Origin of the sequence: Leclercia sp. UBA5958 (assembly GCF_002430365.1) — a bacterium.
GTDB lineage: Bacteria > Pseudomonadota > Gammaproteobacteria > Enterobacterales > Enterobacteriaceae > Enterobacter > Enterobacter pneumoniae.
The window spans coordinates 423518-436387 of sequence record NZ_DJCE01000007.1 but is presented as its reverse complement, the minus strand read 5'-3'; the positions used below and the strand labels follow the sequence as shown (position 1 = coordinate 436387).

Genomic DNA, 12870 nt, shown 5'->3' with positions numbered 1-12870 from the left:
CTGCAAAGGATGTTAAAAACGCGCCTCCGGGCGCGTTTTTTATTTCTGGCAGTATGGACACCAGTAAAATGGCCGCGATGAGACCGTCGTCTTCTCAATCACCCCGCCGCAGCGCTCGCACCGTTTCCCATCCCGATGAAAGACCTTAAAGCGGAACAACGCCCCATGATGCTTGTTCTCATTCACCACGCCGCGCGTCTGGTAAGAGAGCCGCGGTATGGCCAGCAGCGCCTGGGATAACGCCTCAAGCTGGGGTTCACTGAGCTGCGACGCTTTGCGCTGCGCCGCCAACCCCACCTCCCAGAGGATCTCCACCCGCAGGTAATTTCCCAGCCCGGCAAGAAACGCCTGATCGAGCAACAGCCCGGAAAATTGCCGATTGCGAAACGCAGGAGAGAGCAGCCTGGCTTTCACCTCCTCCACCGTCAACCGCGGATCCAGCACATCGGGCCCTACACGCTGTAAAAACGGATGGGTGGTGAGTTGTTCGGGGGTGAGCATCTCGATATCCGAGGCGCTGTAGAGCAAAATGGTGTTCTCGTCGCTCTGGAGTTTGACCCGCAGCACGCGATTGGTCTGCACTGTTTCGCCGGTTTTCACCACCCGCCATACGCCGTACAGTTGATTATGGCTGTAGAGCGTCAGCTGATTAGAGAAATGGGTCAGCAACGCTTTCCCGCGCGTTTCGATATAGGTGATCGTCTGCCCCAGCAGCCGGGACTCATAGGGCTTCAATTGCGGGAAGGCAAACCACGCTCCGGTGAGGGGTTTGCCTTTGATCGCCGCCTCCAGGTTATCCGCCGCACGGCGGATCTCCGGGCCTTCTGGCATAATATCGTCCTTAGTTAATGTGTCGCACCGCCGGTAATTTTACTGTCAACCTGCTGGCGAATAGCCACCGCAATGGCAACCTCAAGGCCTCGCTGTACCGTGTGTGCCGCCATGCTCGGAGCCCCTATATGGGCGGCGGCCTGTTCCGGCAGATAAGGGATGTGGATAAACCCGCCCTTCACGCCTGGCCGCTTAGCGATAGTATTCAGCAGGCCGTACATCACATGATTACAGACGAAAGTGCCTGCCGTCTGGGATACCGAAGCAGGAACGCCTGCCTCACGCAGGGCAGCCACCATCGCTTTGATTGGCAAAGAACTAAACCATGCGGCCGGGCCGTCTGGCACAATCGCCACGTCAACGGGCTGCTGACCTTTATTATCCGGAATGCGCGCGTCATCGACGTTTATCGCCACCCGTTCTACGGTAATGTCCACGCGGCCACCCGCCTGCCCTATCGCCAGAATCACCGACGGTTGCAGTTCATCAATGGCCGCGTTCAGCACCGCCAGCGACTCGCCAAACACGCACGGCAACTGCCGCGTCACCACGCGACAGTGCTCAATGGTCATCCCTTCAAGCTGTTTTACCACTTCCCAGGAAGGATTTACGGTCTCGCCGCCAAAGGGTTCGAAACCGGTCACTAATACGGTTTGCATCGTCTCTCCTTACAAGAACATCAGGAAGTAGAGTAAGAAAACGTTGGCAATCAACAGCAGCACGCCTGTCGGCACCTGCGCCTTAATCACCGCATTTTTATCTGGCAACTCCAGCAGCGCCGCCGGCACGATATTGAAGTTTGCCGCCATCGGCGTCATCAGAGTGCCGCAGTAGCCAGAGAACATCCCGATCGCCGCCATTACCGCCGGGTTACCGCCGTGCTGCAGTACCAGGATCGGAATACCAATCCCTGCCGTCACGATCGGGAAGGCGGCAAAGGCGTTGCCCATGACCATGGTCAGCAGCGCCATCCCGATGGCGTAGACCGCCACGGCGATAAAGCGGCTATCGACAGCCAGATAGGTCTGGGTAAGCCAGGAGATCCCCTCCCCGACGCCCGCCGCGGTGAAAAGCAGCCCCAGCGTGGCGAGGATTTGCGGCAGAATAAAGGCCCAGCCGATGGAGTCCAGCAGACGGCGCGCCTCCTGAATCGGCTGATGCACCTTCTCATGGGTCATTTTAACCGCCATGCCCAGGCCAATCAGCGAACCGACGGTCATCGAGAAGAGCGTCACCAGCGTGGAGTGGTTGCCAGGCCCGAACAGCGCTTCCTGAAGGCCCGGAATATGGTTAAACATCAGCACGCCTACCACCGTCACCACCGGGATCGCCAGCGCCGGATAGAAGAGCCGGTTGCCGAGTCGTTTGGCGCTGGCTTCACGCTCTTCTGGTTTACGCTGATGATAGCTTCCCAGACGCACGCCGCCGAAGCCGGCAATCAGCGCCAACGCCACCACTGCTGCCCCCACGGCAATGTGCACCGTGCGTTTGTCGCCCACCAGCTGATAGGTCCAGTCACCGAGGAGGAACATCAGGCCATAGATGCCCCAGAACAGCCCGGTAGTGATACGGCGTGGGTTGGCTTTATCGCGAAATGACATCAAGGCGACGATAATCAGCACCAGGCCGGCAAGCCAGTAAAGATAACTTTGCTGGAAATTCATTCGGCACCTCCCGGCGTGCGGAGGGTTTTCGCCAGCTCGCGCTCAAGGTGTTTATCCAGGCGCCACAGACGGGTAGCATGGATCACAAAGGCGCAGATCGCGGTCGGGATCCCCCACAAAGCAATGTGCAGCGGCTCGGTCTGAATCCCTCCGGACTCCAGCATAAAGTTGTGCATAAAGATGATGGCCCCGAAGGCGACAAAAATGTCTTCTCCGAAGAACAGCCCGACGTTGTCAGTCGCGGCCGACATGGCGCGCAGACGATAACGCACGGCACCCGGCAGCTCGCCGTACTTCTGCTCAGCCGCCCCTTCCGCCATCGGCGCCAGCAGCGGTCGCACCATTTGAGGATGACCGCCAAGGCTGGTCAATCCCATCGCGGCAGAGGCTTCGCGCACAAAGAGGTAGACGATCAGCAGGCGGCCCGAGGTGGCGCTGCGGATCTTCGCGATCCATGCCTGGGCGCGCTCTTTCAGCCCGTGACGCTCAAGCAGGCCGATCACCGCCAGCGGGATCAGCAGGATATAAGGCAGGTTACGGGTGTTGAGGAACCCTTCGCCCAATTTTTCGAGGATGGTTGCAATCGGCATCTGCGCCGCCAGCCCCGTCACGATCCCGGCGACAATGACCACCAGCACCGGGTTAAAGCGTAAAAGAAATCCGACCACAATCACCGCGATACCGATGAGTGGCCAGAGGTTTAGCGTCTCTGCCATGATGACGTTCCTGTTGGTTGTGTTGTGTTGTGTTGTGTTGTGTTTTAAGTGCGCTACGCGCTAATTTTTATCTGTTGTGCGGCAAATTCACTGCGCAGGCGTCGGGCAAATTCCAGGGCATGGTCACCGTCACCGTGAATGCACACGCTTTGCGCCTTCACCGTCGCCCACTCGCCGGTAATACTTTTCACCCGACCGTGTTGCACCATCTCCAGGGTCTGCGCCAGCGACTGCTGCTCGTCGACGATCAGCGCGCCTGGCTGGCCTCGCGGCACCAGGCTACCGTCCGCCTGATACCCCCTGTCGGCAAAGACCTCTTCCCGCGTCACCAGGCCGTAACGCTCCCCGGCACGGATCAGCTCGCTCCCGGCCAGACCGACAAGGATCAGCGCGGGATCGGCGGCGTGCACCGCACGGGCGATAGCGTCAGCCAGCATCGGCTCTTTGGCCGCCTGGTTATAGAGCATACCGTGGGGTTTGACGTGGCGTAGCTGCCCCCCTTCTGCGCGTACCATCCCCGCCAGGGCACCAATCTGATACAACACCTGGGCGTAGACGGTCTCCGGCGGCAGGGTCATTGCCGTGCGGCCAAAATTTTCCCGATCCGGGAAGCTGGGATGCGCCCCGATGGCTACGCCATTTTTCAGCGCTTCACGCACGCAGGTGAGCATGGTTTCGGCATCCCCGGCGTGAAAACCGCAGGCGATATTGGCGGACGAAACGAGCTGCAGCAGGGCGGCATCGCTGCCGCACCCCTCGCCTAAATCGGCATTTAAATCAATCACGCTCATGTAACCTCCATGCCAGCTGTTCGAGATACTGCTTCTGTACACGTCGGGCTTCCAGCGCCTCTTCCAGGGTACAGGGCACAAAGTGAATCGGCTGTCCCAGCGGGATCTGTGCCAGATGATACATATCCGCTTCAATAATGCAGGCGATGCGTGGATAACCGCCGGTGGTCTGGGCATCGTTCATCAGTATGATCGGCTGACCGTTATGCGGCACCTGGATCACCCCCGGCAGCAGGCCATGCGACACCATTTCACGATCGGTGGTGCGCTGCAGTTTCTGCCCCTGCAGGCGGTAGCCCATACGGTTACTTTGCGGACTGAGCTGCCAGGGCAAGCGCCAGAGCGCATCCTGCGAGGCCTGATCGAACTCATGATATTCCGGGCCCGGCAACGCGCGCACACGGTTATTCCAGAGCAGTTGTTTTACCCCCTGCGCCTCCATAAATGAGTGGCCACCCGGGCAAATCGGCAGGCAATCGCCATCTTTTAGCAGCCGGCCTTCAAAACCGCCCATACCAATTTTGAGATCGGTGCTGTAGGAGTCCATCACCTGCGGCACGTCAATGCCCCCGGCAATGGCCAGATAGCTGCGCATACCGTGTACAGGGCGCTTCAGGGTCAACCGCTGCCCGGCTTTCACCGGCAGACGCCATCCCGTCCAGACCGCCGCGTCGTCGAGCTTCGCATCACAGCCTGCCCCCGTCAGGGCAAACCAGCCGTCCTGTTCAAATTCAAAACAGCACTGGCCGAGCGTGATCTCCAGCGCGGCGGCGTCGGGTGCGTTGCCCACCAGCAGGTTGGCAATCTGCAATGCCGGTTTGTCCAGCGCGCCACAATAACTGATGCCCGACTGGCGTAAGCCAATCCGCCCGCCATCCTGCACGGAGGTGTATAGCCCGGCACGAATAACCTTTAACATACCCCCTCCTTTTGCGGGACAAAGCGCACGGTATCGCCAGGACGCAGCAGGACCGGCTCATCCAGACGCGGATCAAACAGCGGCAACGAGGTATGCCCAATCAGTTGCCAGCCGCCGGGGGACGCGAGCGGATAAATCCCGGTCTGCGCGCCGCCAATGCCCACGGAACCGGCAGGCACCTGCAGACGGGGTTCGTCGCGACGTGGCGTGGTCAGCTTTTCTGGCAAACCTCCCAGATAGGGGAATCCCGGCTGGAAGCCCAGGAACCAGACCACGTAATCGACTGATGCGTGAAGCTCGACAACCTGTTTCTCCGACAACCCCGCATGACGGGCCACTTCACCGAGATCGGGCCCGGCGTTTTTGCCGTAGACCACCGGGATCTCGATAGCGCGCGACTCAGGCTCCAGCGCCTCGCTCTCTTCCCACCAGCGTTGCAGCCGTTCAATGGCGTCCAGCGCCACCGAGTGTGGGTTGCGTAATACCACGGTGATGTTATTCATACCGGGGATCGCTTCCACCACCTCCGGAATTTCCCCGAGCCGCTGGGTTAAACGCCAGATCCTTTTTTGCGTCGCCAGGGTGACGGGAGGTTCCAGCTCCAGCACCACGGCGGTCTCGCCTAACAGATAACAACGCGCTCGCTGCACTTAAGCACCTCTCATCAGGCTGGATTAGGGATATCAATAAAAGTGACATCCAGGTCAGTATTTTCAGTCAGCCACTCGCTGAGCGCACGGATACCGCCGCGTTCGGTGGCATGGTGTCCTGCGGCATAAAAATGCAGCCCCTGCTCGCGGGCAGAGTGAATAGTCTGCTCCGAAACTTCACCGGTGATAAACGCATCCACCCCGAAACGGGCCGCGTTGTCGATAAAGCCCTGTCCGCCGCCGGTGCACCAGGCGACGCGTTTCACCAGATCCGGCCCGGTATCACCACTCCAGAGCGGGCGACGTCCCAGACGCGCTTCAATCCAGGAGGCCAACTCCAGACCCGGTACCGGCATCGCCAGCTCGCCCCAGGGCAGCAGCTCTTCAATTTCGCCCATCACCGTAATGCCCAGTAGCTGCGCCAGCTGGACGTTGTTGCCCAGCTCCGGGTGGGCATCGAGCGGCAGGTGCCAGCCGTACAGGTTGATATCGTTGGCCAGCAGCGTTTTTAAACGGTTACGCTTCATGCCGCGGATAATCGGCGCTTCGTTTTTCCAGAAATAACCATGATGCACGATCACCGCATCCGCATTCTGGCGCACGGCCTCATCCAGCAGCGCCTGGCTGGCGGTCACGCCGGTAATAATTTTCTGTACCTGTTCGCGCCCTTCGACCTGCAGACCATTAGGGCCGTAGTCGCTAAATTTGGCGCTGTTGAGTTTGTCGTTAATCAGGCTTTCCAGTTCGCTGTTTTTCATCATCACTCTCTTACGCTTTACGGGCAGCTTCATAGGCTGCCAGGGTGGCGGCGCGCGCCTGTTTATGGTCGACAACCGGACGCGGATAGTCGAGGGTCACCCCTTGTTTATCCGCCCAGATCCACGGGTCGTGAATCGCCTTGTCTGGCAAACTTGCCAGCTCCGGCAGCCAACGGCGGATAAACGTGCCGTCGGCATCAAACTTCTGCCCCTGGGTTGTCGGGTTAAAAATGCGAAAATAGGGAGCCGCATCGGTGCCGGTTGAGGCGGCCCACTGCCAGCCGCCGTTATTGGCGGCCAGATCGCCATCAATCAACTGAGACATAAAATAACGCTCCCCAATACGCCAGTCGATAAGCAGATCCTTTACCAGAAAACTGGCGGTAATCATGCGCAGACGGTTGTGCATCCAGCCCGTTTCATTGAGCTGACGCATGGCCGCATCGACGATGGGATAGCCGGTTTGCCCCTGTTGCCAGGCATGAAGCTGCTTTTCATCGTGCTGCCAGGCGACCTGTTCTGTCCAGCGGATGAATGGCCGATGTTTACATAAATCAGGGTGATACGTCATCAGATGACGATAAAATTCACGCCAGATAAGTTCATTGAGCCAGACCGCACCCGGTCCCCCCTCCAGCGCCCTGGGCTGTTCGGCCACCAGGCGATGCAGACACTGGCGCGGCGATAACACCCCGAGGGCCAGGCAAGCGGAAAGACGGCTGGTTCCTTCGACGGCCGGGAAATCGCGCTGAGCTTCATACTCCCCTGCCCCCTCCTTGCAAAAATGGCGCAGATGGGCAATGGCCTCTTTTTCCGTAGGGGGAAAGAGCCCGGCATCAAAGGGCTGTTGAGGATAATCGAAATCGAGCGGCGAGGCGTGCGCAGGCATCGCTTCCTCTCCCCGCGGGGTGGGCGCCGATGCGCACTCCGGCATGCCCTCCTTCAGGCGACGTAGCCAGGCGTTTTTGAACGGCGTAAAGACCTTGTACATCTCATGATTGCCCGTCATCACGCTGCCGGGTGGCAGGATCACGCTGTCATCAAAACCCTGACACGTTACCTGCTGCAGCGATCGCTCAAGCGCCCGATCGCGCTGCTGCTCGTTCACTTCGTACTGATAATTGTAAAAGAGATCCGTTACCTCATGTTCGGCACAGATTTGCGCCACTTTTTCAGCCTGGGCGGCAAAGTCATCAACCTCATCATAAAGAAGCGGAATGCCTTTTTCGGCCAGTTGTTGACGCAGATTATTTAAATGCGCATGAAGGTAAGCCGCCTGGCGCGGCGCCATAAGGTGACGCTGCCATTGACCGGGTGTCGCCAGGAAGAGCGCCAGTACGCGTGCATTTTTGTTCCGACAGGCGGCGGCAAGCGCCAGGTTGTCATGGATGCGCAGATCGGCGCGAAACCAGACCAGATGGATGGGCATAAAACTCCAGAGTGTTCGTCCGTAACAGAGTTGAGCGATTCAGAATACTTCGCATTAACAATTGTAGCCATTCTGAAATGACGCGATCTTCTCTGGTTGCCCATCCTGCGGACATAAAAAAACCGCCACATTGCTGTGGCGGCGGGTTTATTGCTGTGTATCGTCTTTCTTATTAGTAAAAATCGCAGGTGGCTTTTTCCGCCTGCGCCATCCAGACCGGTTTATCGCTGGTTTTAGCCCAGACACGGTGCAGATAGCTGTAAAAACGGGCACGATCTTTCCAGAACAACATCACCGGCAGCGCCAGGATGCCAGCCACCACGGCGAAAGCGCGGCGTAATAATACGATATGTGCCGGAAACTCTTTGTAGTGATCCATTATTCTCTCCCCTAAGTTGGCCGGAAACATGCTCCGGAAAAGTTAAACAGGTTATCTGGGTAAAATAGTACCGCGTTGACTGAAAGTTTACTACTCATCCGACCACTCTTTTTTATTCATTTAGTGAATATTTACACTTCTTTCGTAAGCGAGTTACAAAAAAGTTAAATTAATACTAATCATTAGTTAAATTGTGGTTTTGGCTATTTTTATACTTTTTTTACACCCTGCCCCCCGCTTTTTTACGAAATCTTTGCGCCGGAAATCTTACCTTTTTCATCAATATCAACGTCACCCGGAGGTGAATTGTGACTGCAGGTGTGATTACCGGCATCGTGCTGGTGTTCCTGTTATTGGCTTACCTGGTTTATGCCCTGATTAATGCGGAGGCATTCTGATGGCCGCGCAAGGATTTCTGCTGATTGCCAGCTTTCTGCTGGTCCTGTTCGTGCTGGCAAAACCGCTGGGTTCGCTACTTGCCCGCATGATTACCGGCACCCCGCTGCCAGCTATCGCGCGGCTGGATAGCGCCCTGCTGCGCGGCTTAGGTATTGCCTGTGAGGAGATGAGCTGGCGGCGCTATCTGGCGGCGATTCTGCTGCTGAACCTGGTGGGATTGGTCGTGCTGTTTGCCATGCTGATGCTACAGGGCGCCCTGCCGTTTAACCCTCAGCAGTTGCCCGGCCTCTCCTGGCATCTGGCGCTGAATACGGCGGTGAGCTTCGTCAGTAACACCAACTGGCAGTCGTATGCCGGGGAGTCAACGCTGAGCTACTTCAGCCAGATGGCTGGCCTGACGGTGCAAAACTTCCTCTCTGCCGCCAGCGGCATTGCGGTCATTTTCGCCCTGACCCGCGCCTTTGCCCGTCAAAGCGTGTCGACGCTGGGCAACGCCTGGGTGGATCTCACCCGTATTACGCTGTGGGTGCTGTTGCCGATCTCGCTGTTGTTGGCGCTGTTCTTTATCCAGCAAGGGACGCTGCAAAACCTGCACGCTTACCAGCCTTACACCTCGCTGGAAGGGGCAAAACAGCTGCTGCCAATGGGGCCGGTTGCCTCTCAGGAGGCGATAAAAATGCTGGGTACCAACGGCGGCGGTTTCTTTAACGCAAACTCTTCACATCCTTTCGAGAACCCCACCGCGCTAACCAATTTCGCCCAGATGCTGGCGATCTTTTTAATTCCGACTGCGCTCTGCTTTGCCTTTGGTGAGGCCGTTCGCGATCGCCGTCAGGGTCAGGCGATCCTGTGGGCGATGTCGGCGATTTTCGTGGTGTGCGCCGGGCTGGTCATGTGGGCCGAGTGGCAGGGCAACAGCCACTTCCTGGCTCTCGGCGCGGATAGCGCAATCAACATGGAGGGCAAAGAGAGCCGCTTCGGCATTCTGGCCAGCAGCCTGTACGCGGTGGTAACCACGGCGGCCTCCTGCGGGGCGGTGAATGCCATGCACGACTCCTTTACCGCGCTGGGCGGGATGATCCCGCTGTGGCTGATGCAGATTGGGGAAGTGGTCTTCGGCGGGGTGGGTTCTGGTCTGTACGGCATGCTGTTGTTCGTCCTGCTGGCAGTATTTATCGCCGGGCTGATGATTGGCCGCACGCCGGAATATCTGGGTAAGAAAATTGACGTGCGCGAAATGAAGCTGACCGCGCTGGCTATTCTGGTCACCCCCGCGCTGGTGCTGCTCGGTACCGCCCTGGCGCTGATGACCGACGCAGGACGCAGCGGCATCTTTAATCCCGGCATCCACGGTTTTAGCGAGGTGCTCTACGCGGTCTCTTCCGCAGCCAATAACAACGGTAGCGCCTTTGCCGGTTTAAGTGCGAACACGCCATTCTGGAACTGCCTGCTGGCGGCCTGCATGTTGCTGGGACGCTTTGGGGTGATTATTCCGGTGATGGCGATTGCCGGTGCTCTGGTCAATAAAAAAATCCAGCCTGCCTCTACCGGTACGCTGCCCACAAGCGGCCCGCTGTTTATCGGCCTGCTGATCGGCACGGTACTGCTGGTGGGTGCGCTGACCTTTATTCCCGCCCTCGCATTAGGCCCGGTCGCGGAACATCTCTCTTTACGCTGATTTTGCGGAGTATTAGTCATGAGTCGTAAGCAACTGGCCCTGCTCGAACCCTCGCTGGTTCGCCAGGCGCTGCTGGATGCGGTAAAAAAACTGAGTCCGCGCGTGCAGTGGCACAACCCGGTGATGTTTATCGTCTGGATTGGCAGCCTGCTCACTACCCTGCTTGCCATCGCGATGGCGGGGGGAAAACTGCCGGGCAATGCGCTGTTCACCGCAGCCATCAGCCTGTGGCTGTGGTTTACCGTCCTGTTTGCCAACTTTGCCGAAGCGCTGGCCGAAGGGCGGAGTAAAGCCCAGGCCAATAGCCTGAAGGGGGTAAAGAAAACCTCCTTTGCCCGCAAACTGCGTGAGCCGAAGTACGGCGCCGCCAGCGATAAGGTTCCGGCAGAGACCCTGCGCAAAGGGGATATTGTCCTGGTGGAAGCCGGCGATATCATTCCATGCGATGGGGAGGTGATCGAAGGCGGCGCCTCGGTGGACGAGAGCGCCATCACCGGTGAATCGGCCCCGGTGATCCGTGAATCCGGCGGCGATTTTGCCTCCGTAACGGGCGGCACGCGCATTCTCTCGGACTGGCTGGTGATTCAGTGCAGCGTTAACCCTGGTGAAACCTTTCTTGATCGGATGATCGCCATGGTCGAAGGGGCCCAGCGCCGCAAGACGCCTAACGAAATTGCCCTGACCATTCTGCTGGTGGCCCTGACGTTGGTCTTCCTGCTGGCGACAGCCACCCTGTGGCCGTTCTCGGCTTACGGCGGCACGCCTGTGAGCGTGACGGTGCTGGTGGCGTTGCTGGTCTGCCTGATCCCCACCACCATCGGCGGGCTGCTCTCCGCCATCGGCGTAGCGGGGATGAGCCGGATGCTGGGGGCCAACGTTATCGCCACCAGCGGCCGCGCGGTCGAAGCGGCGGGCGACGTGGACGTATTACTGCTGGATAAAACCGGCACTATTACGCTGGGTAATCGCCAGGCGTCTGACTTTCTGCCCGCGCCCGGCGTTGAGGAGAAGACCCTGGCCGACGCAGCGCAGCTCGCCTCGCTGGCGGATGAGACGCCAGAAGGACGCAGCATCGTGGTACTGGCGAAACAGCGCTTTAATCTGCGTCAGCGCGATGTACAGAGTCTGCAGGCTACCTTCGTGCCTTTCACCGCGCAGACCCGGATGAGCGGCATCAACATTCAGGATCGCCTGATCCGTAAAGGGTCAGTGGATGCCATTCGCCGCCATATCGCGGCCAATAATGGCCACTTTCCTGCTGAAGTCGATGCGCTGGTAGAGCGCGTCGCCAGGGAGGGTGCTACCCCGCTGGTGGTGGCCGAAGGCGCCAGCGTGCTGGGGGTCATCGCCCTGAAGGACATCGTTAAAGGCGGCATCAAAGAGCGCTTTGCTCAGTTGCGTAAGATGGGCATCAAAACGGTGATGATCACGGGTGATAACCGTCTGACCGCAGCGGCCATCGCGGCTGAAGCCGGGGTGGATGATTTTCTCTCTGAAGCCACCCCCGAGGCGAAGCTGGCGTTGATCCGCCAGTATCAGGCCGAAGGTCGGCTGGTGGCAATGACCGGCGATGGCACCAACGATGCGCCAGCGCTGGCCCAGGCGGACGTGGCGGTCGCCATGAACTCAGGTACCCAGGCGGCGAAAGAGGCGGGCAACATGGTCGATCTGGACTCAAACCCGACCAAGCTGATTGAAGTGGTACACATCGGTAAACAGATGCTGATGACCCGGGGCTCGCTTACTACCTTCAGTATTGCCAACGACGTGGCGAAATATTTCGCCATTATCCCGGCGGCCTTTGCGGTGACCTATCCGCAGCTCAACGCCCTGAATGTGATGCAGTTGCACTCCCCCGCATCGGCGATCCTCAGCGCGGTGATTTTTAACGCGCTGATCATCGTCTTCCTGATCCCGCTTGCGCTGAAAGGGGTGAGTTACAAGCCGCTCACCGCCGCCGCCATGCTACGTCGTAATTTATGGATCTACGGTCTGGGTGGACTACTGGTGCCCTTTATCGGCATTAAAGCGATCGACCTGCTGCTGACCCTGTTCGGACTGGTTTAAGAGGTAATTCAAATGGCTATGTTACGTCCCGCTATACTTTTGTTTATCTTGCTGGCCGCCATTACCGGCGGGCTCTACCCGCTGGTGACCACCGCGCTGGGGCAGTGGCTGTTTCATGATCGGGCCAACGGCTCTTTGATTATCCAGGGGAGTGAGGTTCGCGGTTCGCGGCTGATTGGGCAGAACTTTACCGGCGCGGGTTACTTCCAGGGGCGGCCTTCCGCCACGGCAGAAAGCCCGTATAATCCTATGGCCTCCGGGGGCAGTAATCTGGCCGGCAGTAACCCGGCGCTGGACAGCGCAGTAACAGAGCGGGTGACGACCCTGCGGGCCGCCAACCCACAAGCGACGGCGGCGGTACCGGTTGAGTTGATTACCGCCTCGGCCAGCGGACTGGATTACAGCCTCACCCCCGGCGCAGTCGCCTGGCAGATCCCCCGTGTCGCGCAGGCCCGCGGGCTAACCCCTGCCCAAGTCAGTGAACTGGTGGCAAAGCATACCCAAAAACCGCTGGTCGGCTTCCTGGGCATGCCGATAGTGAATATCGTTGAAGTAAACCTGGCGCTGGACGCACTAAGGAACCCTTAAT

At 58.7% G+C, this 12870-nt stretch carries 14 protein-coding genes; 4 read left to right on the top strand and 10 right to left on the bottom strand.

The window, feature by feature from the left end; genetic code table 11:
* Positions 1–39: 39 nt before the first annotated feature.
* The 10 genes from nei to B2Q93_RS11455 form a co-directional block, all read right to left on the bottom strand.
* The gene (nei, locus tag B2Q93_RS11500) at positions 40–831 is read right to left on the bottom strand and encodes an endonuclease VIII (protein WP_286933085.1); all 792 of its coding nucleotides are present in this window, start codon (positions 829–831) and stop codon (positions 40–42) included.
* A 14-nt stretch (positions 832–845) separates the two neighbouring features.
* Positions 846–1490, bottom strand: coding sequence for a pyroglutamyl-peptidase I (gene pcp, locus B2Q93_RS11495; protein WP_207293244.1), 645 nt, complete (start codon positions 1488–1490; stop codon positions 846–848).
* 9 nt (positions 1491–1499) lie between these two features.
* Positions 1500–2495 carry a DUF979 domain-containing protein gene (locus tag B2Q93_RS11490; protein ID WP_046886575.1) on the bottom strand — a complete coding sequence of 332 codons (996 nt, stop codon included), beginning with the start codon at positions 2493–2495 and terminating at the stop codon, positions 1500–1502.
* The gene (locus tag B2Q93_RS11485; protein ID WP_040076536.1) at positions 2492–3211 is read right to left on the bottom strand and encodes a DUF969 domain-containing protein; all 720 of its coding nucleotides are present in this window, start codon (positions 3209–3211) and stop codon (positions 2492–2494) included. The genes B2Q93_RS11490 and B2Q93_RS11485 overlap by 4 nt, the downstream gene beginning before the upstream one ends.
* Positions 3212–3264: 53 nt before the next feature.
* Positions 3265–4002, bottom strand: coding sequence for a 5-oxoprolinase subunit PxpA (gene pxpA / locus B2Q93_RS11480; protein WP_233801238.1), 738 nt, complete (start codon positions 4000–4002; stop codon positions 3265–3267).
* The gene (gene pxpC, locus B2Q93_RS11475) at positions 3989–4921 is read right to left on the bottom strand and encodes a 5-oxoprolinase subunit PxpC (protein ID WP_233801237.1); all 933 of its coding nucleotides are present in this window, start codon (positions 4919–4921) and stop codon (positions 3989–3991) included. The genes pxpA and pxpC overlap by 14 nt, the downstream gene beginning before the upstream one ends.
* Entirely contained in the window at positions 4915–5571 is a 657-nt protein-coding gene (gene pxpB / locus B2Q93_RS11470; protein ID WP_286933080.1) for a 5-oxoprolinase subunit PxpB, read from the bottom strand. The genes pxpC and pxpB overlap by 7 nt, the downstream gene beginning before the upstream one ends.
* 14 nt (positions 5572–5585) lie before the next feature.
* Positions 5586–6329 (bottom strand): type 2 GTP cyclohydrolase I, encoded by a 744-nt coding sequence (locus tag B2Q93_RS11465; RefSeq protein WP_046886577.1) that lies wholly within the window; start codon positions 6327–6329, stop codon positions 5586–5588.
* A 10-nt stretch (positions 6330–6339) separates the two neighbouring features.
* Positions 6340–7758 (bottom strand): deoxyribodipyrimidine photo-lyase, encoded by a 1419-nt coding sequence (gene phrB, locus B2Q93_RS11460; RefSeq protein ID WP_286933078.1) that lies wholly within the window; start codon positions 7756–7758, stop codon positions 6340–6342.
* A gap of 172 nt (positions 7759–7930) precedes the next feature.
* Positions 7931–8137, bottom strand: coding sequence for a YbfA family protein (locus B2Q93_RS11455; protein WP_046886579.1), 207 nt, complete (start codon positions 8135–8137; stop codon positions 7931–7933).
* Between the two features lie 308 nt (positions 8138–8445).
* On the opposite strand from B2Q93_RS11455, the gene kdpF reads away from it, so the two are divergent.
* From kdpF to kdpC, 4 genes are read left to right on the top strand one after another with little or no spacing between them, the layout of a single operon-like run.
* On the top strand, positions 8446–8535 hold the full coding sequence (gene kdpF / locus B2Q93_RS11450) for a K(+)-transporting ATPase subunit F (protein WP_080346643.1): 90 nt from the start codon (positions 8446–8448) through the stop codon (positions 8533–8535).
* Positions 8535–10214, top strand: coding sequence for a potassium-transporting ATPase subunit KdpA (gene kdpA, locus B2Q93_RS11445; protein WP_046886580.1), 1680 nt, complete (start codon positions 8535–8537; stop codon positions 10212–10214). Before kdpF ends, kdpA begins: the two co-directional genes overlap by 1 nt.
* A gap of 18 nt (positions 10215–10232) precedes the next feature.
* Complete coding sequence (gene kdpB / locus B2Q93_RS11440; protein ID WP_286933073.1) at positions 10233–12281, top strand: potassium-transporting ATPase subunit KdpB; 2049 nt, start codon at positions 10233–10235, stop codon at positions 12279–12281.
* A gap of 12 nt (positions 12282–12293) precedes the next feature.
* Positions 12294–12869 (top strand): potassium-transporting ATPase subunit KdpC, encoded by a 576-nt coding sequence (gene kdpC / locus B2Q93_RS11435; RefSeq protein WP_286933069.1) that lies wholly within the window; start codon positions 12294–12296, stop codon positions 12867–12869.
* Position 12870 lies beyond the last annotated feature (1 nt).